Annotated in this window: 19 protein-coding genes; 7 read left to right on the forward strand and 12 right to left on the reverse strand. The window is 76.2% G+C overall.

Annotated elements, in window-relative coordinates; genetic code table 11:
- Nucleotides 1-21: 21 nt before the first annotated feature.
- Together ACQPY0_RS21950 and ACQPY0_RS21955 are read right to left on the reverse strand one after the other, a co-directional pair.
- Nucleotides 22-1,365 (reverse strand): condensation domain-containing protein, encoded by a 1,344-nt coding sequence (locus tag ACQPY0_RS21950; protein ID WP_432991710.1) that lies wholly within the window; start codon nt 1,363-1,365, stop codon nt 22-24.
- Complete coding sequence (locus ACQPY0_RS21955) at nt 1,362-3,131, reverse strand: AMP-binding protein (protein ID WP_432991712.1); 1,770 nt, start codon at nt 3,129-3,131, stop codon at nt 1,362-1,364. The genes ACQPY0_RS21950 and ACQPY0_RS21955 overlap by 4 nt, the downstream gene beginning before the upstream one ends.
- Nucleotides 3,132-3,614: 483 nt before the next feature.
- Here ACQPY0_RS21955 and ACQPY0_RS21960 point away from each other — a divergent pair, with 483 nt between their 5' ends.
- Nucleotides 3,615-5,378, forward strand: a complete 1,764-nt coding sequence (locus ACQPY0_RS21960) for a glycoside hydrolase family 15 protein (protein WP_432991714.1) — start codon at nt 3,615-3,617, stop codon at nt 5,376-5,378.
- Nucleotides 5,379-5,479: 101 nt separating this feature from the next.
- Here the strand turns inward: ACQPY0_RS21960 and ACQPY0_RS21965 are convergent, their stop codons facing one another.
- Entirely contained in the window at nt 5,480-6,370 is an 891-nt protein-coding gene (locus ACQPY0_RS21965; RefSeq protein ID WP_432991716.1) for a DMT family transporter, read from the reverse strand.
- A gap of 24 nt (nt 6,371-6,394) precedes the next feature.
- Nucleotides 6,395-7,549 (reverse strand): glycosyltransferase, encoded by a 1,155-nt coding sequence (locus tag ACQPY0_RS21970; protein WP_432991718.1) that lies wholly within the window; start codon nt 7,547-7,549, stop codon nt 6,395-6,397.
- Nucleotides 7,550-7,624: 75 nt separating this feature from the next.
- On the opposite strand from ACQPY0_RS21970, the gene ACQPY0_RS21975 reads away from it, so the two are divergent.
- Complete coding sequence (locus ACQPY0_RS21975) at nt 7,625-8,377, forward strand: SDR family NAD(P)-dependent oxidoreductase (RefSeq protein ID WP_432991720.1); 753 nt, start codon at nt 7,625-7,627, stop codon at nt 8,375-8,377.
- Nucleotides 8,378-8,379: 2 nt separating this feature from the next.
- On the opposite strand, the gene hpnH is transcribed toward ACQPY0_RS21975, so the two are convergent.
- The 8 genes from hpnH to ACQPY0_RS22015 form a co-directional block, all read right to left on the reverse strand.
- Nucleotides 8,380-9,384, reverse strand: a complete 1,005-nt coding sequence (gene hpnH / locus ACQPY0_RS21980) for an adenosyl-hopene transferase HpnH (RefSeq protein WP_432991722.1) — start codon at nt 9,382-9,384, stop codon at nt 8,380-8,382.
- Nucleotides 9,381-10,925: a 4-hydroxy-3-methylbut-2-enyl diphosphate reductase gene (locus tag ACQPY0_RS21985; protein ID WP_432991724.1), complete on the reverse strand. Its 1,545-nt coding sequence runs from the start codon at nt 10,923-10,925 to the stop codon at nt 9,381-9,383. Before ACQPY0_RS21985 ends, hpnH begins: the two co-directional genes overlap by 4 nt.
- Complete coding sequence (gene shc / locus ACQPY0_RS21990; protein WP_432991726.1) at nt 10,922-12,832, reverse strand: squalene--hopene cyclase; 1,911 nt, start codon at nt 12,830-12,832, stop codon at nt 10,922-10,924. The genes ACQPY0_RS21985 and shc overlap by 4 nt, the downstream gene beginning before the upstream one ends.
- Nucleotides 12,832-13,845 (reverse strand): polyprenyl synthetase family protein, encoded by a 1,014-nt coding sequence (locus ACQPY0_RS21995; RefSeq protein ID WP_432991728.1) that lies wholly within the window; start codon nt 13,843-13,845, stop codon nt 12,832-12,834. Before ACQPY0_RS21995 ends, shc begins: the two co-directional genes overlap by 1 nt.
- Nucleotides 13,842-15,239 carry a hydroxysqualene dehydroxylase HpnE gene (gene hpnE, locus ACQPY0_RS22000; RefSeq protein ID WP_432991730.1) on the reverse strand — a complete coding sequence of 466 codons (1,398 nt, stop codon included), beginning with the start codon at nt 15,237-15,239 and terminating at the stop codon, nt 13,842-13,844. Before hpnE ends, ACQPY0_RS21995 begins: the two co-directional genes overlap by 4 nt.
- Nucleotides 15,236-16,105, reverse strand: coding sequence for a presqualene diphosphate synthase HpnD (gene hpnD / locus ACQPY0_RS22005; RefSeq protein ID WP_432991732.1), 870 nt, complete (start codon nt 16,103-16,105; stop codon nt 15,236-15,238). Before hpnD ends, hpnE begins: the two co-directional genes overlap by 4 nt.
- The gene (hpnC, locus tag ACQPY0_RS22010; protein WP_432991734.1) at nt 16,102-16,983 is read right to left on the reverse strand and encodes a squalene synthase HpnC; all 882 of its coding nucleotides are present in this window, start codon (nt 16,981-16,983) and stop codon (nt 16,102-16,104) included. The genes hpnD and hpnC overlap by 4 nt, the downstream gene beginning before the upstream one ends.
- A 149-nt stretch (nt 16,984-17,132) precedes the next feature.
- Nucleotides 17,133-17,846 (reverse strand): polysaccharide deacetylase family protein, encoded by a 714-nt coding sequence (locus tag ACQPY0_RS22015; protein WP_432991736.1) that lies wholly within the window; start codon nt 17,844-17,846, stop codon nt 17,133-17,135.
- A 190-nt stretch (nt 17,847-18,036) separates the two neighbouring features.
- Here ACQPY0_RS22015 and ACQPY0_RS22020 point away from each other — a divergent pair, with 190 nt between their 5' ends.
- From ACQPY0_RS22020 to ACQPY0_RS22040, 5 genes are read left to right on the forward strand one after another with little or no spacing between them, the layout of a single operon-like run.
- Nucleotides 18,037-18,813, forward strand: coding sequence for a PspA/IM30 family protein (locus ACQPY0_RS22020; RefSeq protein ID WP_432991738.1), 777 nt, complete (start codon nt 18,037-18,039; stop codon nt 18,811-18,813).
- A complete protein-coding gene (gene pspAA, locus ACQPY0_RS22025) occupies nt 18,810-19,088 on the forward strand; it encodes a PspA-associated protein PspAA (protein ID WP_432991740.1) in 279 nt (92 codons plus the stop codon). Before ACQPY0_RS22020 ends, pspAA begins: the two co-directional genes overlap by 4 nt.
- Before the next feature lie 10 nt (nt 19,089-19,098).
- The gene (gene htpX / locus ACQPY0_RS22030; RefSeq protein ID WP_432991742.1) at nt 19,099-20,013 is read left to right on the forward strand and encodes a zinc metalloprotease HtpX; all 915 of its coding nucleotides are present in this window, start codon (nt 19,099-19,101) and stop codon (nt 20,011-20,013) included.
- Nucleotides 20,010-20,582: a PspA-associated protein PspAB gene (gene pspAB, locus ACQPY0_RS22035; protein WP_432991744.1), complete on the forward strand. Its 573-nt coding sequence runs from the start codon at nt 20,010-20,012 to the stop codon at nt 20,580-20,582. The genes htpX and pspAB overlap by 4 nt, the downstream gene beginning before the upstream one ends.
- 53 nt (nt 20,583-20,635) lie before the next feature.
- Entirely contained in the window at nt 20,636-23,707 is a 3,072-nt protein-coding gene (locus tag ACQPY0_RS22040; protein WP_432991746.1) for a BTAD domain-containing putative transcriptional regulator, read from the forward strand.
- Nucleotides 23,708-23,711: the final 4 nt, after the last annotated feature.

A 23,711-nucleotide genomic window follows, 5' to 3' on the forward strand; every position in this document is an offset into this window, starting at 1 on the left:
CGTGAACGGACGGACGGCGGCTCAGAGGCCAGCCACGAGCGCGGCCAGGGCGAGGTCCGGCTCCCGGGCGGCCCGCTCCAGCACGCCGCTGAACCGCTCGGCGAAGCGGCGTACCCGCGCCGGCCCGTGCAGGTCGGCGTCGCCCTCCAGCTCGCCGGTGAGCCGGCCGCCGTCGATGCGGGGCCGGTAGGCGAGGGTGGCGTCGCCGAGCCACCACGCGTCGGGGCGGGTCTTGACCATGCCGTACGGCAGGGCCAGGTCGTCGGGCACCGCGGGTGCGGCCCCGCCCGGCGCCGGCCTCGTCGCCGGCGGCAGGAAGTTGAGGTTCACCGCGAAGTGGGGCGCCTGCCGGCGCTCCAGCAGCGGGACCAGGCGGCCCAGCGGCAGCCGGTGCTCGTAGGCGTCGAGCAGGGCCTCGCGGACCCGTCCGACCAGGCCGCGGAAGGTCGTCGCGTCCGCGAGCCCGACCACCAGCGGCAGCTGGTCGGCGAGGCAGCCGACCACCGAGCGCAGGTGCGGCTGGTCGCGGTTGCCGACGGTCAGCCCGAGCACGACCCGTTCGGCCCGCGCCGTCTCGTGGTGCGCGGCGACGGCCGCCGCCGCAAGCACCGCGGTCATCGTCGTCCGCGCGCTCGAGGCGAGGCGCTGCAGGGCGGCGACCACGTCGGCGGGCAGCACGGGCAGGGCCGGGCGGTCGATGAGGTGGCCGGCGTGCGGGCCGGCCGGGTACGGCAGGCCGAACGTGTCGTCCGCCCCGGACAGGGCCCGCTCCCAGTACCGCCACTGCGCCGCCGTCGGCCGCACGCCGCGCTCCTGCCGGGCGTGGTCGGCCATGTGGGTCACGGGCCGGGGCAGCCGCTCGCCCCGCCACAGCCGGGCCGCCTCGTCGGCGAGCACCTGGCTGGTGCCCAGGTCGGAGATGGCGTGGTGCAGCCAGAGCACCAGGACGTGCCGGTCGTCCGCCGCGTGCAGCTCGGCGCGGGCGAGCGGGGCGTCCAGGAGCCGGAACGGCCGCTGCGAGCCGGCCAGCAGCCACCCGGGCAGCCGCTCGCGCACGCTGCCGTCGTGCTGCTCGTACACCAGCTCCAGCCGGGCCGCGTCCGCCACCCGCTGCTCGGGCGGCGCGCCGGGGCCGGCTGCGCGGGTCAGTTCGGTGCGCAGGGCACCGTGCCGCGCCGCCAGCTCGTTGAGCAGCCACCGCACGCGTTCGAGCGGGGCCGGCCCGGGCAGCGCCACGACGGCGGGCACGTTCACCGCCGACTCGGCGGCGACCAGGAACGACTCCTGGCAGTACGACAGCGGCGCGGTCGCCGTGACCGGCGCGGACGAGCCGGCGACCGTGCTGCCGGTCGTCGCCGCGCTCACGCGGGCACCCCGTTCGGCGAGGGGCCGGCGCCGAGCAGCTCGTCGCCGTCCGCCGGGGGAGCGGCGTCGACGCGCGCGGCGAACTCCCGCAGGCTCGTGCTGTCGAGCAGGTCCCGGACCGTGACCCGGCGCCCGAGCTCCTCAGACAGCTCGCTGACCACCTCCATGGCCGCGAGGGATGCCCCGCCGAGCTGCAGGAAGTCGTCGCCCGCGGAGACCTGCCCGACGTCGAGCGCCACCGACCACAGCTCGGCGGCGCGGATCTCCGTCGGCGTGCGCGGCGGCTCGTACGGGCGCGCGGCCACGTACTGCTCCAGGTCCTTGCGCAGCTGCCGCTTGTCGACCTTGCCGATCATGTTGCGGGGCATGTCCTCGACCACCACGATCCGCAGCGGCGCGGCCGCCCCCTGCCGCTCGCGCGCGAACTCCTGCAGGGCGGCGACGTCGAGGCCGGGCCGGGCCCGCACCGCGGCCATCACGCACTCGGTCAGCACCGGGTGCGGCACGCCGCACACCGCGGCCTCCACCACGCCCGGGAAGTCCATCAGCGACGCCTCGACGTCCAATGTGGACACGTTGAGCCCGCCGGTGTTGACGAGGTCGGGATTGCGGTCGACCAGGTAGAAGTAGCCGTCGGCGTCGACGAGGCCGATGTCGCCGGTGCGGGTCCACCCGCCGTCGAGGAACACCGCCGACTCCGCGGTCTCGCCGTCGTAGCGCCGCTGCGGGGCGTCGCTGCGCAGCTGGACGTCGCCGGCCACACCCGCCGGGGCCACGGCGCCGCCCGGCAGGACGATGCGCACCTGCGATCCGGCGGACGGGCGGCCGAGGGACCGGGGCCGGGCGCGGTCGTAGTCGGTGGCCATCCGCCGCGGCCAGCACTCGGTGGTCGAGTAGACGTTGCGGATGCGGGCCGCCGGGAAGAGCTCGGCGAGGGCCTGCAGCGTCGCCGGGTGGATCGGGGCACTGGTGGTGCGGACCTGCTCCACGCTGCTGAGGTCGTACCGTGCCCGCGTGCCGGCGGTGATCAGCGCGATCGCCATCGCGGGCACCAGCACCAGGTCCGTCGGCCGGAACCGGTCGATGGCCTCGAGCACGTCCGCGGGGACGAACTGCGCCAGCGTGAGCGTGCGGTGCGGGCCGGGGCCGAGCGGCTGCACGAGCAGGCCCTGGCCGACGGTTGTGCCCGGCGGCAGCGCGTGCAGCGCGGTGCGCGGCGTGCGCGCCCGGGACCGCATCAGGGGGTACAGCAGGTTCTCGTGCGTCGCGACGACGCCCTTGGGCAGCCCGGTAGTGCCCGAGGTGTAGATGATCTCGGCATCGTCGGTGGGGGAGACCGGCCCGGGAAACGGCGTCTCCGGCCGACCGGCGAGCAGGTCGGCCACGGTGCACCGCTCGGCGTCGACGAGATCGCTGTCGGCGACGACGAGCACCGAGCGGGACGCGCGGAAGGCCGCCATGGCCTGCTCCCGCCCGGCCGACGGGGAGACCGGCACCGCGACGGCGCCCGCCTTGAGCACGCCGGCCCAGGCCACGGCGTAGTCGGTCCAGTGCCGCGACGAGACGTTGAGCAGGACCCGGGAGCCGGGCGTCACGCCCCGCGCTCGCAGCCCGTGCGCGGCGGCGTCGGAGGCGGCGTCCCACCGGCCGAAGGTGAGACCGGGCCCGTCCGCCACCTCGTGCGCCACCGCGCCGGGCCGCTGCGCCGCGCGCAGCCTCAGCTGATCGGGAATGGTCCACCGCGCCGCATCGTTGGTTTGCGTCACCGATGATTCCTCTCGCTCAAGATTGCTCCGAGGTGGTGCCACAACGCGCATCACGCTAGGTGCGCGCCGCGTCGGGCGGCAATCCGAAAAGCGATTCCGGATATCCCTTTCGCGGGTCGGTGAGCGAACATATGCCCTGCTTGTAAAGCGGTTGTTGCCGGTTTGTGAATGACGATCAGTGCGGTTTACGCGTTACTTCGACGTCTCGGGGAATTTACGTCAAGGCCTTGTTTCGAAAATTCATGAAATCAAGATTATTCTATGTGCTGATCAATTGTCGCTTCTCGCTGATGGCGTGCTGGCGCTCGCGAACCTCAGCTCGACGAGCTGCGCCGGTCCGGCGCGCTCACCCAGGCCGAGTTCGACACGGCGAAGGCGCGCCTGCTGGCGGGACAGCCGGCCCGCCGTGCGGACGGTTACGGCCGGGCCGGCGGGGTACGGGAAGTCGGCGGGGTTCGACCCGGCTCGTCGGAAGGAGGCGATATGCCCGAATCCGGCGCGCCCGCCGCGTGCGCGCCACAGGTGCTGCGGCAGTACTCGCTGCTGGCCGACGGCCGGCGCGGGGCGCTCGTCGGGCCGCGCGGCGACGTCGCCTGGCTGTGCGCGCCGGCGTGGGAGTCCGACGCCGTGTTCGCCGGCCTGCTCGGCGGTGGCGGCGTCTACACGGTGACGCCGTCCGATGACCGGTTCGTGTGGGGCGGCTTCTACGAGCCGGGCACCCTGCTGTGGACGAGCCGCTGGATCACCACCGACGCGATCATCCACAGCCGCGAGGCCCTCACCTTCCCGGGCGAGCCGGACACGGTGAGCCTGCTGCGGCGTGTGGAGGCGATCCGCGACACCGCGGCGGTGGACCTGATCCTCGACGTGCGGGCCGGGTTCGGCCGTCACCGGCTGCGCGAACTCACCCGCGACGAGCACGGCTGGACCGGCCGGACCGGCGGCCTGCACGTGCGCTGGACCGGCGCCGCGCACGCCCACCCGGACCCGGCCGGCGTCCTGCGCGGGCAGCTGCGGCTGCCGGCCGGCGCGCACCACGACCTCGTGCTGCAGCTGTCGACCCGGCCGTTCACCGCGGCGGCCCCCGACCCGGACGCGGCCTGGCCCGCGACGCAGTCGGCGTGGCAGGCGGTCGTGCCCGCCGCGCTGCCGGGCTTCGCCGGCCGCGACGCCCGGCACGCCTGCGCGGTGCTGCACGGGCTGACCACGCCGGAGGGCGGGATGGTCGCCGCGGCCACCACCTCGCTGCCGGAGCGGGCCGAGGCCGGCCGCAACTACGACTACCGCTACGCCTGGATCCGCGACCAGTCCTTCGCCGGCCACGCGGCCGCCACCGCGGGCGTGGACGCGCTGCTGGACCCGGCCGTGCGGTTCGTGTCCGGGCGGCTGCTGGCCGACGGGTCGCGCCTGGCTCCGGCCTACGTCGCCGGCTCGGGCGAGCCCGTCCCGGGCGAGCGGGAGCTCGGGTTCCTGCCCGGCTACCCGGGCGCGCCCGTGCGGACCGGTAACCGGGCCAACGGCCAGTTCCAGCTCGACGCGTTCGGCGAGGCGCTGCTGCTGCTGTCCGCGGCCGCCCGCCGCGACCGGCTCGACACCGACGGGCGACGCGCACTGCACGTCGCCGCGGACGCCATCGCCGAGCGGTGGCACGAGCCCGACGCCGGCATCTGGGAGCTGCGGCCCCGGTCCTGGACCCACTCCCGGCTCACCTGCGTCGCCGGGCTGCGGGCCGCGGCGCAGGTGCGGACCGGGCCCACCGCCGCCCGCTGGCGGGACCTGGCCGGGCACATCCTCACCGAGGCCACCGCCACCGGCCTGCACCCGACCGGCCGGTGGCAGCGATCACCCGGCGACCCGCGCCCCGACGCCGCCCTGCTCTTCCCCGGCATCCGCGGCGCCGTGCCGCCCGGCGACCCGCGCACCGCCGCCACCCTCGCCGCCGTGCGCGCCGACCTCGCCGAGGACGGTTACGTGTACCGGTTCCGGGCCGGCGATCGCCCGCTCGGCGACGCGGAGGGCGCGTTCCTGCTGTGCGGCTACGGCATGGCCCTGGCCGAGCACCAGGCCGGCAACGCCGTCGCGGCCGCCCGGTGGTTCGAACGCAACCGCGCCGCCTGCGGCCCGCCCGGCCTGTACGCGGAGGAGTACGACGTGCGGCAGCGGCAGCTGCGGGGCAACCTGCCCCAGGCGTTCGTCCACGCCCTCCTGCTCGAGACCGCCGTGACCCTGTCCGACCCGGCCCCCTGACGCGCGGTGACCGGGCGAGCGGTCGCGGGATCACCTTGCGGGGGCGAGGGCCCCCCGCCGCGGTGGCGGGTGCCACTTCGCGCGCCGGGGCCCCTGCGGCATCATGGCCCGGGGCCGTTCGCGCCCGCGGGCCGGCCCTGGCGGATGTCCGATCGGGTGGTGCTGGCCAGCCAGATGGCGGAGACCATGGCGAGCACGGCGATCACCTGGATCGCCAGCCGCGGTCCGTCGGTGTCGATCTGCTCGTGGAACGCGGTGACCCCGATCGCGACACCGACGGCGGGGTCGACGATGGTGATCGCCATGAGCGGCACGGCGATCCGCGAACTCTGGAACGCGTTCTGGTTGAGGATCACCGCGGCGAGCCCGACGACGACCAGCGCGTAGGTCTGCCCGCGGGTGAAGATCCCGAGCGGGTGCGTGGACAGCTCCGCGGTCAACGCCTTGAGCAGTGAGGCCGCCACGCCGTAGAGCAGGCCGCTGGCGATGCCCAGCAGCACGGCCCGGGCCGAGTTGCCGGCACACCACGCGCTGATCAGGCACACCGCGAGCAGCGGCCCGGCCCACAGCGCGACGCCCAGCCAGCCCGCCACCGACGGCTCGGCGATGCCGGGGCGGGGCTGGGCGGCGAGCAGGAACGCGGCCAGGCCGGCACCGCCGAGCGCCACCACGCCGTAGTCGCGCGGGTGGACGCGGCGCCGGTTGAGGGCGGCCGCCAGCGGTATGGCCAGGAACAGGCCGGTGATCAGTAGCGGCTCGACGAGGATGAGCGGGCCGAAGCTCAGCGCCACGGCCTGCAACGCGGTACCGACGCCCTCGGGCACCCAGGCCAGCAGCCACCTCGGCCGGTGCAGCAGGCGCAGCAGCAGCCGCGGATCGAGCGGCGGCGCCCGCTCCTCCTGCTTGGCCTCGCTCTGCTCGAGCGCGGCGCCGACGGCGAACGCGGCCGCCGAACCCAGCGCCGCGACGACCGCGATCGCGTTCGCGTTCATGACATCCGCCCGGCGGCGTCGACGTCACCGGTGGCCGGCATCGCCACGGGCGAGCGACGGCTGCGCGCCGGTGGCGAGGTCGGCGATGGCGGCGGCGGGGTCGGCGGCGAACAGCGCCAGCCCGGCCTCGCGGGCCCGGCGGCCCCGCTCGCCGGCGATGAGCTCGGTGAGCGCCCGCCCGAGCTCGCCGGGCCCGCGGACCAGGGTGGTCACCCCGGCCTCGGCCATGGCGGCCGCGCTCGCCCGGCCGTGGCCGGGCAGCGGCCGGTACGTGAGCACGGGCAGCCCGCACGCCATGGCCTCGAGGGCGGTGAGCCCGCCGCCGTTCTCCACCAGCACGTCGGCGGCGTGCAGCAGCTCCGGCATGTCGTCGACCCAGCCGAGGACGGGCCCGGTCCCGGCCCGCAGCATCCGGCTCCGCAGCGCCGCGTTGCGCCCGCAGACCGTGACCGGGACTGCGGCACCCGTGGCCGCGATGTCGGCGGCCGTCGCGGCGACCTCGCCGACCCCCCACGCGCCCGCGACCACCAGCGCGAGCGGGGTGTCGAGCGGCAGGCCGAACCGCAGCCGGGCCTGCCGCTTCGCCGCCGGGGAAGCCGGGCCGCACCGGGCGGACACCAGCCGGCCGCCCACGCGTACGCCGGCCGCCGCGTGGGCGAGCGCCGGGGCGCGGCCGGTCTCGTGCGCCACGTAGTGCGCGTCGATGCCGGGGGAGAGCCAGATCGGGTGCGGGGCGAAGTCGGTCAGGTACGTCACCACCGGCACGGCGATGTGCCCGTCGCGGCGCAGCGGGCCGAGCAGCTGGCTGGCGATCGGGTAGGTCGACACGACCGCGTGGGCGTCGGCGGGCAGCGCCCGGCGCATCCGGGACCGCACCGGGCGCAGCAGGGCGCGCGTGACCGGCCCGGCGCCGCGGAACCGGCAGGCGAGCGTGAACAGGGCGTCGTAGATCCACGGCAGCCGCAGCAGCAGGCCGTGGTACGTGCCGCGCAGCAGCCGCCCGAGCCGCCACGGGAAGACGTCGGTGACGTCCAGGCAGTCGACCCGCAGGCCCCGCTCGCGCAGCCGGGCGGCCAGCTCGCGGGTCGTGCCGTCGTGCCCGGCGCCGACGCTGGCCGAGATCACCACGACACGGCGGCGCGCATCGGTGCGGACCGGACCAGACTCGGTAGTGCTCACGCCACGCGATCTACCGCACAGCGCGTGGTTCTAACGCTCCGGTGGTCACCGGAACCGGGAAGGAAGGGCAGTGCGATGCGGATCGCGGACCGGGTCGTGCTCGTCACCGGCGCCTCCTCGGGCATCGGCGAGGCCACGGCGCTGCGGCTGGCCGGCGCGGGTGCGCGGCTGGTCCTGCACGGGCGGGACCGGCGGCGGCTGTCGGCGCTGGCCGAGCGCACCGGCGGGTTCGCGGTGGCGGGCGACCTCGCCGAGCCGGGGGAGGCGGACCGGCTGGCGGCCGAGGCGGACCGGCTCGCCGGCGGTGTGGACATCCTCGTCAGCAACGCCGGCGTGGGCTGGGCCGGAGCGTTCCGGGTGATGGCGGCGGGCGACATCGAGCGGCTGGTCGCGGTCAACCTGGTCGCGCCGCTGCGGCTCACCCGGGCGCTGCTGCCGGCGATGTGCGAGCGCGGGGACGGGCACGTGATGTTCGTGACGTCGATCGCCGGCCGGACGGGGGTGGCCGGCGAGGCGGTCTACGCGGCGACCAAGGCCGGTCTGGACACCTTCGCCGAGAGCCTGCGGCTGGAGACGCGCGGCACCGGCGTCGGGATCGGCGTGTTCGTGCCGGGGGTCGTGCAGACCGAGTTCTTCCAGCGCCGGGGGCGGCCGTACGAACGGCGCAGCCCCCGGCCGCTGCCCGTGGACCGGGTCGCGGACCTGCTGGTCGGGGCGATCGCGACGGGTGGTGCCGAGCGCTACGCCCCCGGCTGGCTGCGGCTGCCGGTCGCGGTGCGCGGGGCGGCCCCCGGCCTGTACCGGTGGCTCGCCGCCCGGTTCGGCTGACGCTACCCGGCCCGCAGCGCGCGCAGCGACTGCTTCAGCGACGACATCGTCGCCAGCACGGCCGTGGGCTCGTAGCCGCAGTGGGCCATGCAGTTGGCGCACCGCGGGTCGCGGCCCCGGCCGTAGCGCTCCCAGTCGGTGGTCTCCACCAGCTCCCGGTAGGTGCCGACGTGTCCGTCGGCCATCAGGTAGCAGGGCCGCTGCCAGCCGAACAGCGAGTACGACGGCACCGCCCAGGCCGTGCACGCGAAGTCGATGCGGCCCTCGAGGAAGTCCAGGAACAGCGGGGAGTGGCTCAGGCGCCAGCGCCGGCGCCGCCCGCCGGCGAAGGCCTTGGCGAACAGCTCGCGGGTCTGCTCCACACCGAGGAAGTGCTCCTGGTCCGGCGCTTTCTCGTAGGCGTACGCCGGGGAGATCATCATCTCGTCGACCCGCAGCTCGTCGTTGAGGTGATCGAGGACCTCGATGACGGTCTGCGGGGTGTCGGTGTTGAAGAACGTGGTGTTGGTCGTGACCCGGAACCCGCGCCGCTGCGCCTCCCGCACGGCGGCCACGGCCTCGTCGAACACGCCGTCCTTGCACACCGAGGCGTCGTGGCGCTCCCGCAGGCCGTCGATGTGCACGGTGAAGGCGAAGTACGGCGACGGCCGGAACTTGTCGAGCTTCTTCGGCAGCAGCAGGGCGTTGGTGCACAGGAACACGTACTTCTTGCGCCGCACGAGCTCGGCGGCGATGACGTCGATCTGCGGGTGCATGAGCGGCTCACCGCCGGCGATGGAGACCATCGGCGCGCCGCACTCGTCGATCGCGGCGAGCGCCTGCTCGACCGGCATGCGGCGCTTGAGCACGTCGGCCGGGTGCTCGATCTTGCCGCAGCCGGCGCACTTGAGGTTGCAGGCGAACAGCGGCTCCAGCTCGACCAGCAGGGGGAACTTCTCGCGGCGGCGCAGCTTCTGCTCGACCAGGTACCGGCCGATCCGCAGTCGTTGCCGCATGGGGATGCTCATTGCCGTACCTCCTTTGGCAGCATGAACCGAACGTCCTCGCGGACGGCGGTGTGCTCCTGGGCTGTCCGCGCGCCGAGCCCCGACAGCGCGCCGACCACCTCGTCGACGACGGCCGGCGGCGCCGAGGCACCCGCGGACACGCCGACGGTGCGGACCCCGGCGAGCCACCGCAGGTCGATGCCGGCGGCGCCGTCGATGAGGTACGCGGGCGTTCCGGTGCGTTCGGCGACCTCGACCAGGCGGCGGGAGTTCGACGAGTTGGCGGAGCCGACGACGAGCACCGCGTCGCAGGCGGCCGCGACCTCGGACACCGCGCGCTGCCGGTTCGTCGTGGCGTAGCAGATGTCGTCGGACGGCGGCGCGGCCAGGTCGGGGAACCGCTCGCGCAGCACCGCGACGATGTCGGCGACGTCGTCGACGGCCAGCGTCGTCTGGACCAGGTAGGACACCCGCGTCGGGTCGTCGACCCGCACCCGCTCGGCGTCGCCGACGTCCTGGATGAGGCGGATCCGCTCGGGCGCCTCGCCGAGGACGCCGTCGGTCTCCTCGTGCCCGGCGTGCCCGATGAGCAGGACGGTGTCGCCGTGCTCGGCGAAGCGCCGGGCCTCGGTGTGGACCTTCGTGACGAGCGGGCAGGTGGCGTCGATGGCCGGCAGCCGCCGTTCGGCGGCGGCCGAGCGGACCGCGGGGGAGACGCCGTGCGCGGAGAACACAGTCACCGCGCCCTCCGGGACGTCCTCGACGTCGTCGACGAAGACCGCGCCCCGGCGGGACAGGTCGGCGACCACGTGCGTGTTGTGCACGATCTGCTTGCGGACGTACACCGGCGGCCCGTGCAGCTCGAGGGCGCGCTCCACGACGAGGATGGCGCGCTCCACCCCGGCGCAGAACGAGCGGGGCGCGGCGAGCAGGACGCGGCGCAGCGTGGTGGCGGCCGCCCACTCCTGCAGCCCGGCGGCGACGGCCGGCAGAGCCGCCAGCGCCGTGCGCAGCTGCCCCAGGGTGCCCGGCCGCAGCAGCGCACCGGTGTCGGCGACGACCCGCACGCACGCGGCGGGCCGGTCCGCGGACCCGGCCAGCAGCCAGGCCGACTCCAGGTCCACGGCCAGCGCACCGGTGGCGGCGAGGCGCTCGCGCGTCGCTCCCCGGGCCAGCCGATCGGTGCTGACCACCGGCCCGGTCCGCACGGTGAGCCCCTGGCGGCGCAGCGCACGCTCGAGCATGCCGGCCGCGGGCAGCACGGTCGTGGCCGGGCGCGGGCCGTCGACCCACGGGGCGGCGCGGACCTCGGTGGCCACGACGACGTCGCCGGGCTTGAGCGCCGCGTCCAGCCCGCCGCCGACACCGGCCACGGCGAGTGCCCCGGCGTCCGTCACGGTGACCTCGCGGGCGGCCCGTTCCGAGCGGTGGCGCCCGGTGCCGGTGTGCAGGACGGTGCCGGCCGGGCCGGGCCGGCCACGGCGCAGCGCCGCCGCCTCCGTGCGCATCGGCGCGCAGAGCACCCAGCCGGCGTCGGTCTCGGGCCGTGTCGGTGTGCTCATGGTTCCTCCGGTGGAGTGTCGCGCAGGATGCGGCCGAGGGCGCTGATCGGGAACACCAGCCGGTACAGGTGGTAGTTGATGAAGAAGTCACCCGGGAAGCCGGTGCCGGTGTAGTACGGCTCGTCCCAGGTGCCGTCGGGGCGCTGAGTGTCCAGCAGCCACGCCAGGGCCCGGCGCGCCGCGGGCGTCCGGTGCTGACCGGCGGCGTGCAGCGCCAGCAGCGCCCAGGCCGTCTGCGACGCGGTCGACACCCCGCGCCCGCGCATGGCCGCGTCGTCGTAGGAGCGCATGTCCTCGCCCCAGCCGCCGTCGCCGTTCTGGTGGCCCAGCAGCCACTCCACGGCGCGGCGGATCGCCGGGTGCTGCGGGCGGAGGCCGGCGGCGACCAGGGCGGGCACGACGCCGCCGATGCCGTACACGTGATTGGCGCCCCACCGGCCGAACCAGGACCCGTCCGGCTCCTGCGCCCGCAGCAGCCACCGCACGCCCCGGCGGGTGGCGGCCGAGCTCGCCAGGCCCTGGGCACACAGCGCCTCCACGATATGGGCGGTGACGTCGGCGCTGGGCGGGTCGATGACCTCGCCGAAGTCGCAGAACGGCAGCTCGGCGACGAGCGCGCGGTCGTTGTCGGCGTCGAAGGCGCCCCAGCCGCCGTCGCGGGACTGCATGCCGATCAGCCAGCGGGTGGCCCGCTGCAGCACGGGATGCTCCCGCAGCGGGGTCCGCCGCAGCGCGAGGATCACCTCGGCGGTGTCGTCGGTGTCGGGGTAGCCGTCGTTGTCGAACTCGAACGCCCACCCGCTCGGCGGGACGTGCGCGCGGCGGACGGCCCAGTCGCCCCGGACGGTGATCTCCTGCCCGGCCAGCCAGTCCCCGGCCCGCGCGAGCGCGGGGTCGTCGGCCGGCAGCCCGGCGTCGGCCAGCGCCGTGACCGCGAGCGCGGTGTCCCACACCGGTGACTGGCACGCCTCCAGGCGGCGGATCGTGCCGTCGGGCGTGGGCTCGCGGACGGTGAAGCGCTCCAGCCCGGAAAGGCCCGCCCGCAGTACCGGATGCGTGAGCGGGTAGCCGAGCAGGTGCAGGGCGATGAGCGAGTACACCCACGGCGGCTGGATACCGCCCCAGGAGCCGTCGGCCTCCTGCCGGGCCACGATCCACTCGGCGGCGCGGCGCAGCGCGTGGCGGCGCAGTGGCCGGGCGGCGACGCGCTCGTAGCCGCGCGCGGCCAGGTCGAGACGGTGCAGCCAGCCGGCCCGGCGCGACAGCGGCGGCGGTGGCGGCGGGCGCCGCCCCGTGCGCAGCTCGGGCAGCGAGAAGCCCAGCGACCGTACGGGTCGCAGCGACCGCACGATCGCCAGCGGCACGATGGTCTGCCGGGCCCAGCACGCGAAGTCGTACACGTTGAACGGCATCCAGGCGGGCAACAGGACGAGCTCGGGCGGGATGGCGGGCACCTGCCGCCACGGCCACTCGCCGAACAGCGCCAGCCAGATGCGGGTGAAGACCCGGCTGCGTTCGATGCCGCCGCGGTCGCGGACGAACGCGGCGGCCGCGGCCATGTGCGGCGCGTCGGGTGTGTCGCCGGCCAGGCGCAGCGCCGTGTACGCCTCGACGGTCGTGGACAGGTCACCCGGCCCGCCGTGGTACTTCGCCCAGGCGCCGTCGTCGAGCTGCCGGGAGCGGATCCAGCGGGCCGTCTGCGCCGTCAGCCGCTCGTCGCTGATCCCGAGGAACCGGCGCAGCAGCAGGTCCTCGGCCTCCATCGTCACGTTGGTCTCCAGCTCGCCCTTCCACCAGCCCTCGGCGTCCTGCCGGGCGAGCAGGTGGGCGGTGGCCCGGTCCAGGCCGTCGCGGACCCGGTCGATGAGCTCGTCGCGCGCGGGCGCCCGCGCCGGAACCTGGGTCATCAGTGGTCCCGCCCCGTCACGAGGCGGGCGAGGCCCGCCAGGTCGTCGTGCACGTCCGGGGCCAGGCCGAGCGCGGCGAGCTCGCCGAGCGCCTGCCGGAGACGGCGATCGGCCTCCTGCTGCAGCCAGTCCCGCGACCCGGCCTCCTCCAGCAGCCGGGTGGCGGTGGCGAGGTCGGCGTCGCTCAGCTCGCCCGGGGACGCGTACAGCGCCCGCAGCGCCTCGCCCGCGGCGGTGCCGGAGGCGAGCGCGTGCACGACCGGCACCGACTTCTTGCGGGCCCGCAGGTCGGACCCCACCGGCTTGCCGGTGCGCGCAGGCGCGCCCCAGATGCCGAGCTGGTCGTCGACGAGCTGGAAGCTCATCCCCAGGTGCGTACCGAAGCGCGACAGGCCCTCGATCAGCGCCGCGGGCCCGCCGCACAGCACCGCCCCCAGCGCGCAGGCGCAGGACATCAGCGCCGCGGTCTTGTCGGCGCTCATCGCGAGGCACTCGTCGAGGCTGACGTCGTCGCGCCGCTCGAACTCCAGGTCGGCGACCTGTCCGGCGATCAACCGGTGCACGTCGGCGTCCAGCCGCCGGGCCGCCCGGACCGCGCCCGGCCGGCTGTCCGCGGTGAGCGCGTCGCGGGCGAGGATCATCAGGGCGTCCCCGGCGAGGATCGCGGCGGCGGTGCCGAAGACCGCCCAGGCGGTGGGGCGGTGCCGGCGAACCGTGTCGCGGTCCATGACGTCGTCGTGCAGCAGCGAGAAGTTGTGGGCGAGCTCGACGGCGGCCGCGGCGGCGGCACCCCGGTCGGGTGGATGACCCGCGGCCCGGGCCGACAGCAGGGCCAGGGCCGGGCGGATGCCCTTGCCGCCGGCGGCGGTCGGCGCGCCGTCGGCGTCGCAGTAGCCCAGGTGGTAGGCGGTGACCCGCTGGGTGCGGGGATCGAGGCGGCCCAGCAGCCCTCGGATCCACGGCTCGACCAGGGCAGGCACCTGCTCGAGGCAGCTGACGGGTGCGATGGTCAACGTGTGCCCTCCAGGTTTCTCTCGGCTGATGCGAGGTGGGCGAGCACGACGTCGGCGGCGTGGTGACCGCTCGCGACCGCGCCCTCCATCGTGTCCGGCCATCCGGTGTCGGTCCACGCGCCGGCCAGGACGAGGCCGGGCAGGCGGGTCGCCGGGCCGGGCCGCAGCGCGCGGGTCCCGGGAGCCTGCCGGAACGTGGCCCGCGGCTCGCGGGTGACGAACACGTCCACCAGCCGCGCCGAGCGCGCCGCGGGCAGGAGCCCGGCGACGGCGTCGGCGTAGGTGGCGGCCAGCCGCCCGGCCGGAACCGCGATGGTGTCGTCCGCGGCGGAGATCGAGACCACCAGGTACTGCCCGTCGGTCATCGACGCCGGCGTGCGGTCGAAGATCCACTGGGCCGGGGACTCGACCGCCGCGGCGAACGGCAGGCGGGTGACGGCCGAGTCGTAGCGCAGGTGGACGTTCACGATCGGGCTGCTGCCCAGCCGGTGCCAGTCGTCCCGGCCGGCGTCCGCCGCGGCGGGCACCAGCCGTGCGGCGGCGAGCGGCGGAACGGCCACGACGACCGCGCCGGCGACGAGCTCGTCCCGGGCCGCCCGGCCGCTGGCGCCGCCGGTCACGACGCGGAACCCGGTGCCGTCCGGCTGGACCCGTTCGACCCGGCTCCCGGTGACCACCCGCACGCCGAGCCGGGCCAGCAGCCGCTGTGCGGGACGGCCGTGCAGGTCGCACAGCGGCACGAGCGGGCGCCCGATGTCGCCGGCGTCGGCCCGCTCCAGCAGCCCGGTGCGGAACACCCGCGCGGCGAGGGCCAGCGACGCCTGCTGCGCGGGCGCGTTGAGCGCGGCGACGGTGATCAGGTCCCACAGCCGCCGCACCGCCCGGGGACCCTGGCCGTGCTCGGCCAGCCATCCGCCGAAGGTGAGCCGGTCGTTGGCCGGGTCGTCCGGGTCCACCGCGCGCAGCGCGCCGGCCGCCCTGATCGCCCCGAACCGCTCGCGGGCGTTGAGCAGGCGGTAGCCGGCCAGAGCCGGCAGCAGGTGGGCCGGGGCGGGCAGTCCCCGCGTGCGGGCCAGCACGTGCGGCGCCTGCCCGGGCGCGAGGACCGGGACACGGAAGCGCGGCTGCATCCCGGTCAGGCCCGCGCTGCCGAGCCGGTCCAGCAGGGCCCGGTACCGCTCGTAGCAGCGCAGGAACACGTGCTGCCCGGTGTCCACGACGAGACCGCCGTGGTCGAAGGAGTACGTCGCCCCGCCGAGCTCGCCGCGCCGCTCGAGCAGCGTCACCCGGGCGCCGGCGTCGGCGAGCAGGACGGCGGCGGTGATGCCCGCGAGCCCGCCGCCGACGACGCACACGTCATGGCCGGCGATCGACGCCGGCGGACTGTGCGTCACGCCGTCCGCCTCACGAGGGCCCGGACGGCGACCATGGCCTTCGCCCGGGGCGACAGCGACAGCCGCGTGCGGGTGACGGCCATCGGATCGTCGGCGATGCGGGCCAGCAGCCGGTGGTAGATGCCGGCCATGGCGGCGGTGCAGGCTGCGCTGCGCGCGTCGAGCATCGGCAGCAGCCGCAGGCCGGTCTCGTACCACTGCTCGGCCCGCTCGGCCTCGAAGCGTACGAGCTCGGCGAAGCGGCTGGGCGGATCGGCGAAGCCGTCGCCGTCGAGCTCCAGGTTGCAGCCGAACCGGTCGAGGTCGTCCTTGGGCAGGTACACCCGGCCGGCCAGGCGATCCTCCCGCAGGTCGCGCAGGATGTTGGTCAGCTGCAGCGCGACGCCCAGCGCGTCGGCCAGCTCGGCGGCCCGCCCCGGCGTGCCGGTGCCGAACACGCCCAGCGACAGGCGGCCGATGGAGCCGGCCACACAGCGGCAGTACCACAGCAGGTCGTCGATCGTGGCGTAGGTGGTGCCGCGCACGTCGGCGGCGCAGCCGTCGATCAGCTCGTCGAAGGCCGGAAGCGGGATGGGCAGCCGCCGCGCGGCGTCGTGCAGGGCCAGCAGCACCGGGTCGTCCGCGGCCGCGTCCGGCAGCCGGTGCAGCGCGCCGCGGATCGCGTCGAGCCGGGCCAGCCGCTCGTCCGGCGGCAGGTCGCCGTCGCCGATGTCGTCGATGCGGCGGGCGGTGGCGTACACCGCGGACAGGGCGCGCCGGCGGTCCGGCGGCAGCAGCCGGATGCCGTAGGAGAAGTTGCGCGCCTCACGCCGGGTGATCTCCTCGCACCGCCGGTACGCCGCCTCGACGTCGCCGGCCGCGCTCACCCGATGCTCCTGACCATCGCGCCCAGCCAGGACGTCGCGATGTCGCGCCGGCGGGGCCGGGGCGCTGCGGGCAGCGGGTCGTAGCCGCTGCGCTCCAGGGCCCTGAGCGTCGCGTGGCCGCCGGCGAGGTATCCGCCGACCGCCACCCGCGCCCAGCCGTGCAGCGACGCGACCAGCGGCGCTCCGGCGTGCAGCCACGCCCTCGCCCGGGCCGCCTCGAACCGCACGACCTCGCGCAGCGCGTCGCCGGCGGCGGCCTCAGCCAGGTCGGCCTCGCGCACACCGAACCGGTCGAGGTCGGCCCGGGGCAGGTAGATCCGGCCGCGCCGGTAGTCCTCGGCGACGTCCTGGAGATGCTCGAGAACCTGCAGCGCGGTGCAGACGCGGTCCGACAGCGCGATCCGGGCCGGTCCGGCCTGGCCGAACACGTGCAGGACGAGCTCGCCGACGGGATCGGCCGACAGCGAGCAGTACCCCACGAGCTGCTCGATGGTGCCGTAGCGGGTGACGGTCTGGTCGACGCGGTTGGCCTCGATCAGGCGCAGCAGCGGCCCCGCGGGCAGCCGGCACGTGACCACCGTGGGGGCGAGCCCGCGCAGCACCGGATGCCGGACCCGCCGCCCGTCGTACAGCCGGCGGACCTCCGCCTCGAACGCGTCGAGCGCCGCGATCCGGTCGGCCGCGCTCATGCCCGGGACCGGTTCGTCGCCCAGGTCGTCGACGAACCGGGCGTAGCCGTACAGCGCATACAGGTGCCGGCGGGTGGCCTCGGGCAGGACGCGAAGCGCCACCGGGAAGTTCTCGGCACCGGCCCGTGACTTCGGCGGTACGCCTCCGCCGGGCGGTGCCGCCGCCTGCGTCGTCACGCCGTCGCCCATGTCAGGCGTCCGCCCGGGCGCCGGAGGTGACGGGTGACACCGCGAAGAGATCCATGCCGCGCATGGCGGAGCGCTACCCGCAATTCGCGGCCGTAACCTCCGCCACCGCTCGTGGTGGCGGTCCGGAACCCGGCTCGCCCGGCCCGCCGTCACCGAAGGTGGTGGCTCATGCGGGCGAATCGCAGCCCCTGCCGCTGGCAGTCGGCGGCGATCGCCGTCAGCGCGCCGAGGGCCGATCGCCAGGAGCCGGGAGCCGCCGCGTGATCGCTGTCGTGCAGCAGCAGCGTGGCGCCGCCGCGGATGCCGCCGGAGCGCAGGTGGGACAGCACCGTGCCGGTGGTGGCGCCGGCCTCCCAGTCGCGGCCCCAGGCGCTCCAGAGCACCGGGCGCAGGCCGAGCCGGGCGGCCGCGAGGAGGCTCCCCGCGGACAGCACGCCGTACGGCGGGCGGAACCACACCGGCGGAACCCCGCAGACGCCCAGGATCAGCTCGGCCGTGCGGGCGAGGTCGTCGTGGACGCGGCCCGGCGTCATCCGCAGGTGGTCGCGGTGGCTCCAGCCGTGCACGCCGATCTCGTGCCCGTCCTCGTGGATGCGGCGCAGCAGGCCGGGTGCCTTCGCCGCCAGGTCACCGAGCACGAAGAACGTGGCGGGGATGCCCAGCCGCGCCAGCGACCTGAGGAAGGCCGGCGTGGAGCGGGGATCCGGGCCGTCGTCGAGGGTGAGCGCGACGGTGCCCGGGCGGCCGGCGCCGGACAGTGCCGGCAGCCGCCGGCGGACCGTCGGCAGCGCCGTTACCGCGGGGCCGGCGTGCAGCGCCACGGCGGCCGCGCACAGGCCCATCGCCAGAAGCCGTTTCCTCATGCCGGATGTTTCCCCCTGCCGGACGAATATTCGGGCGATTCCGGCGCCGGCGCGCACGGCCCCGCGCGCCGCTCGCCATGACCGGCGCCGCTACCCCTGGCGGCGGCGCCGAAACTGGGCCGGAACCGGCGCGCAAGATTGGAGATGGCGCCGCAGCGGCGTCCCTTCGTCGAGAGGAAGGACAGGTGTCGTGAGCATTTCCCGCCGCCTGGCCAATCTGTTCCGGATCAAGGCCAACAAGGCCCTCGACCGGGCCGAGGACCCCCGCGAGGTGCTCGACTACTCCTACGAACGCCAGCTGGAGATGCTGACGAAGGTCCGCCGGGGCGTGGCCGACGTCGCCACCAGCCGCAAACGCCTCGAGCTGCAGCTCGCCCAGCTGCAGCAGGCCGCCGACAAGCTGCAGGAACAGGCCGGGCAGGCGGTCGACGTCGGCCGCGACGACCTCGCCCGCGAGGCGCTCGCGCGCCGGGTCGCCGTCACCACCCAGATGGGTGAGATCGCCGACCAGCGCGAGGCGCTCAGCGGCGAGGAGGCCAAGCTCACCACCGCCGCCACCAGGCTGCAGGCCCGGGTGGAGGCGTTTCGCACGCGCAAGGAGACCATCAAGGCCACCTACACCGCGGCCGAGGCGCAGACCCGCGTCGGCGAGGCCGTGTCCGGCATCTCCGAGGAGATGGGCGACGTCGGGCTGGCCGTGCAGCGCGCCGAGGACCGCACGGCGCAGATGCAGGCCCGCGCCGGCGCGATCGACGAGCTGCTCACCTCCGGCGCGCTGCAGGACGCCACCGCGACGACCGCCGGCCGCGACGACCTGCAGGCCGCTCTCGACGCGGCGCGCGGCGAGTCGGGGGTCGACCGCGAGCTCGCCGCACTCAAGGCCGGCCGGCCGGCTCCGGCCGTCGGCGGGCGCCCCGAGCCTCGCGCGGTGGGCGGGGGGCCGTCGGACGAGGAGGCCCGGCGATGATCATCAGGATTCTCGGCGAGGGCCAGTACGACGTGCCGGACGCCGCGCTGGACGACCTCAACGCGCTCGACACCGAGGTGCAGGCGGCGGTCGACATCGGCGACCCGGAAGCGTTCCGCGCGCGGCTGGGCGACCTGCTCGCCGCCGTCCGCGAGCGTGGCACCGGCGTGCCCGACGACGTGCTGACCGCCTCCAACCTGGTCCTGCCGGCGCCCGACAGCGATCTGGCGCAGGTGGCCGCGCTGCTGGGCGACGAGGGCCTCATCCCGGGCTGAGGAGCCGGCGATGCGTACCCGGTTCCGCCCCGACCGCCGGCTCACGGCGCGCATGGTGCTGACCGTGTTCCTGCTCGGGCTGGTGTACGTGGCGTTCGTCGCCGTGCTGGTCACCCTGCTGCGTTCATGGGTGGCGATCGCGGTCATCGCGGGCGGCGCGCTGGCCGTGCAGTACTGGTTCTCCGACCGCATCACGCTGGCCGGGATGGGCGCCCGGATCGTCGACGCGCAGCAGCAACCGCGCCTGCACGGGGTCGTCGACCGGCTGTGCGCCGCCGCCGACATGCCCAAGCCGCGCGTCGCCGTCGCCGCCACCGACCTGCCCAACGCGTTCGCCACCGGCCGCAACACCGAGCGCGCGGTGGTGTGCGTGACCACCGGCCTCATGCGCCGGCTCGACACCGGCGAGCTGGAGGCGGTGCTCGCCCACGAGCTGTCGCACATCGCGCACCGCGACGTGACGGTCATGACGCTCGCCGCGTTCCTCGGCGTCGTGGCCGGCATGGTCACCCGCTTCATGTTCTACTCGCAGCTCTTCGGCGGCCGCCGCCGCGGGGGCGACCAGACAGCCCTGCTGCTCATGCTGGTCATGGCCGTCTCCGCGGTGGTGTACACGCTGAGCTTCCTGCTGATCCGGGCCCTGTCGCGCTACCGGGAGCTGGCCGCGGACCGCGCCGGCGCGACCCTGACCGGCCGCCCCTCCGTGCTCGCCTCCGCGCTGACGAAGGTGACCGGCGAGATGGCCCGCATCCCGGACCGGGACCTGCGCACCGCGCAGGCGTTCAACGCGTTCTTCTTCACCCCCGCGCTCGGGGCGCGGCCGAGCCTGGCGAGCCTGCTCTCCACCCATCCGAGCCTGCAGCGGCGGCTGGACCAGCTGGCCGAGATCTCGGCCGAACTCGAGGAGGCGGCACCGGAGGCATGAGATTCCTCGACGCGCTGCTGGGGCGCACGAAACCCGTCCAGCCGGACCTCGACGCACTCTTCGCGGTGCCGGCCGCGGCCACCACCCTGCAGGCGGCCCTCGACCTCGTCCCGACCGGCGTCGGCGCCGTGTGCTTCAAGACGGCCGAGGGCCCGGCCGCCGCGCGGGCGCAGACCGACGCCGTGGCGCTGCTCACCGCCGACCAGGCGGCGCGCGTGGCGGTCAGCCAGGACGAGTACGGCTACACCTGGGTCGCCGGCCGGCACGACCGCGACGACCTCGCCGGCCTCGTCACCGACCTGCACGCGGTGAACAGCACCCTCGCCGACGCCGGCTACGGCCCCAGCCTGCTGTGCACGGTCATCGGGTTCACCGGCGCCGCCGACGAGCGCCGCCTCGGCCTGGTGTACCTGTTCAAGCGCGGCACGTTCTACCCGTTCGCACCCACCGGGGCGCACACCCGCGACAACGCCCTGGAGCTGCAGGTCCGCGCCCAGCTCGGCGGCGAGCTGCCCGTCGAGTCCGACCTCGGCCGCTGGTTTCCGATCTGGACGACCCCGGCGCTGTAGACCCGCCGGGGTAAACTCAGCAGGTTCGTGCCGGAGTGACGAGGGAAAGCGCCGTGCGGTTCGGGGTCCTGGGGCCGTTACTGGTGTCTCGCGACGGCGAGCCGGTCGCGATCGGCGGCCCCAAGCAGCGCACGCTGCTGTCGCTGCTGCTCCTGCGCCCCAACCGGCCGGTCACGGCCGACTGGCTCGTCGAGGCCCTCTGGGACGGCGCGCCGCCGCCGGGCGCGGCGGTGACGCTGCGCACCTACGTCGCCGGCCTGCGCCGTGCCCTCGAACCCGGCCGCGGGCCGCGCTCGCCGGGCCGGATCGTGCGCTCCCGCGACGGGGGCCACGAGCTGTGCGTCGCGCCCGAGGCGATCGACGCCGAACGGTTCACCGCGCTCGCCGGCGCGGGTGCCCGGGCGCTCGCCGACGGCGATCCCGGCGCGGCCGAGCGGTGCTACGCCGAGGCCCTGGCCCTGTGGCGCGGCGAGCTGCCCGTCGCCGACCTCGCCGCCGTACGCCCCGACGTCGCCCGCCTCACCGAGGCCCGGCTGAGCGCGCAGGAGGGCCGGCTCACCGCCGCGGTGGCCGCCGGGCGCCACGACGCGGTGCTGCCGGACCTGCGGCGCCTGGTCGCCGGCCACCCGGCGCGGGAGGCGGCGCGCGAGCAGCTGATGCTCGCCCTGTACCACGCCGGCCGGCAGACCGAGGCACTCGCCGTGTTCGACACCGGCCGCCGGCTGCTGGCCGACGACTTCGGCGTCGAGCCCGGCCCGCGGCTGCGCGAGCTGCACCGGCGCATCCTCACCCACACCGTCGAGGACCCCGCCGCCCCCGCCGCGGCGCACCGGTCCCCGCTCGTCGGCCGGGACGCCGAGCTGGCCCGGCTGGCCCGGCTGCTGGCGGAGGCCGCCCGCGACGGCGGCCGCGTCGCGATCATCGTCGGCGAGCCCGGCATCGGCAAGACCAGCCTGGCCTGCGCGATCGCGGACCGGGCCGCGCGGGAGGCGGTCCCGGTCGTCTGGGGCCGCTGCCCCGACCTCGGCGAGGCGCCGCCGTTCTGGCTGTGGACGCAGGTCCTGCGCGATTTGACGGTACTGCCCGGAGCCGGCGATCCCGCGGCGCACGCGGCCCTGGCCGGCTTCACGGCGGACGCGGCCCACGGCGCCGACGAGCCCGGCCCGGCGGCCCGGTTCCGGGCCTACGAGGCCGTCGCCGGGCTCGTGCACGCGGTCGCCGGGCCGGCCGGGCTGGTCGTCGTCCTCGATGACCTGCACGCCGCGGATCCCGACTCGCGGCTGCTGCTGCGATACCTGGCCACCACCGTGCACCGCAGCCGGGTGCTGCTCGTCGTCACGACGCGGCCGTACGACCACGACGCCGGGCTCGTCGCCACGCTCGCCGACCTGGCCCGCGCCCCCGGCGGCGCTCAGCTGCGGCTGGAGGGCCTCGGTACCGACGCCGTGGCCGACCTGGTGCGCGGGCGGACCGGAGTGGCACCGGCCGCCGGGCTCGTCGAGCGGCTGCTGCACCGCACGGGCGGCAACCCGTTCTTCCTGACCGAGCTGCTCGCGCCGGCCGGGCCGCCCGACGAGCGGGACGCGCTGCCGCCGAGCGTGCGCGACGCCGTCCGGCTGCGGCTGCACGCGCCCGGCCCGGCCACCCGCGAGTGCCTCGACCTGCTCAGCGTCGCCGGGCGCGAGCTCGACCTGCGGCTGCTGGGCGCGGCGAGCGGCACCGACGCCGCCGCGCTGCTGGCCGCCCCGGCCGCCGCGCACCTGATCGCCGGGGCCGGACCGGGCGCGGTGCGCTTCCGCCACCCGCTGTTCGCCGAGATCGCCTACGCCGAGCTCGCCGCGCCGCGCCGGGCCGTGCTGCACGCCCGCCTCGCCGGTGCCGCGGCGGCGATGCCGGGCCTCGGCGGGCTGACCGCGGCCGAGCTGGCCCGCCACTACGGGCAGGCGACCGGGCTCGGCCACGGCGAGGACTTCCTGCGCTGGACGCTGCGGGCCGCCGACGACGCCACGTGGCGGCTGGCGTACGAGGACGCCCTCGCCCACCTCGACCGCGCCGCCGACCGGCTCGCACCCGACGCCGCCACCTCGCCGGAGGCGGCCGAGGCCGAGCTCGCCGTGCAGCTGCACCGCACCTCGCTGCTGCAGATCACCGTCGGCGTGGGCAGCGACGCGGTCGAACGGGCCGCGGCCCGCGCCCGGCGGCTGCTCCCGCTCGCCGGCCCCGCCGCCGACCTGCGCACCGCACTGTGGACGCTCGGCGAGGTCGCCTGCAACCGCGCCGAGTTCGCCATCGCCGCCGACCTGGGCCACCGGCTGACCGGCGCCGCACCGCACGACGATCCGCTGCTCGCCGCCGCCGGGCCGTACCTGCTCGGCGTCGTCGCCTACTTCACCGGCCGCCTCGCCGCGGCCGACGCGCACCTGACCGCCGCCGTCGACCGGCTGCGCACGGTCGAGGCGCGCCGGCTGCGCGGGCAGATCGGCCGCACCCCGACGCTGTCGCCGTACAACTTCCGGGCGCTGGTGCGCTCGCTGCGCGGTGACCGGCCGGCGGCGCAGGCCGACCTGGCGGCCGCGCGGGAGCTCGCCGAGCGCGCCGACAACCCGTACGGCCGCGGCAACGCCGTGCTGTTCGCGGCCTGGACGGCCCTGCAGGAGCGCGACGCCGGCGCCGGCCGGGAGGCCGCCGGGCGGTGCCGCGAGATCGGTGCGCGCCAGCACATACCGCACTTCGTCGGCATCGGCGACTTCCTGGAGCACTGGGCGGCGGTGCACGGCGGCGAGCCGGCGCGGCTGCCCGCGATGCGGGCCGCGGGCGAGGCCATCTACCGCCACGGGCTGCGCTCCACCCGCACGATCGCGATCGCCGCGATGGCCGACGCGTACCTCACCGCCGGCGAGCGGCGCACCGCCGCGGAGCTGGCCGACGTGGGCCTCGCCGCGGCCGAGGCCGTCGGCGAACGGGTGCTCACCGCCGAGCTGTGCCGCCTGCGGGGCCTGGCCCGCGGCGACGAGCGGGACCTGCGCCACGGCGCCGCGATCGCCGCCGAGCAGGGTGCCGGGCTGCTGGCGGCCCGCTGTGGAGACCGGCCTCAACAGGATTCCAACAGCCCTCGTCTTGTCTAGGGGG

It is taken from the genome of Dactylosporangium sp. CA-233914 (assembly GCF_050942935.1).
Taxonomy (GTDB): Bacteria; Actinomycetota; Actinomycetes; order Mycobacteriales; family Micromonosporaceae; genus Dactylosporangium.

Bases quoted from the DNA above. Each gene is read 5' to 3' on its own strand.
- ACQPY0_RS21960 (WP_432991714.1), top strand. From the start codon at position 3,615: ATGCCCGAATCCGGCGCGCCCGCCGCGTGCGCGCCACAGGTGCTGCGG.
- ACQPY0_RS21965 (WP_432991716.1), bottom strand. From the start codon at position 6,370: ATGAACGCGAACGCGATCGCGGTCGTCGCGGCGCTGGGTTCGGCGGCC.
- ACQPY0_RS21975 (WP_432991720.1), top strand. From the start codon at position 7,625: ATGCGGATCGCGGACCGGGTCGTGCTCGTCACCGGCGCCTCCTCGGGC.
- hpnH (WP_432991722.1), bottom strand. From the start codon at position 9,384: ATGAGCATCCCCATGCGGCAACGACTGCGGATCGGCCGGTACCTGGTC.
- ACQPY0_RS21985 (WP_432991724.1), bottom strand. From the start codon at position 10,925: ATGAGCACACCGACACGGCCCGAGACCGACGCCGGCTGGGTGCTCTGC.
- shc (WP_432991726.1), bottom strand. From the start codon at position 12,832: ATGACCCAGGTTCCGGCGCGGGCGCCCGCGCGCGACGAGCTCATCGAC.
- hpnC (WP_432991734.1), bottom strand. From the start codon at position 16,983: ATGGGCGACGGCGTGACGACGCAGGCGGCGGCACCGCCCGGCGGAGGC.
- ACQPY0_RS22015 (WP_432991736.1), bottom strand. From the start codon at position 17,846: ATGAGGAAACGGCTTCTGGCGATGGGCCTGTGCGCGGCCGCCGTGGCG.
- pspAA (WP_432991740.1), top strand. From the start codon at position 18,810: ATGATCATCAGGATTCTCGGCGAGGGCCAGTACGACGTGCCGGACGCC.
- htpX (WP_432991742.1), top strand. From the start codon at position 19,099: ATGCGTACCCGGTTCCGCCCCGACCGCCGGCTCACGGCGCGCATGGTG.
- pspAB (WP_432991744.1), top strand. From the start codon at position 20,010: ATGAGATTCCTCGACGCGCTGCTGGGGCGCACGAAACCCGTCCAGCCG.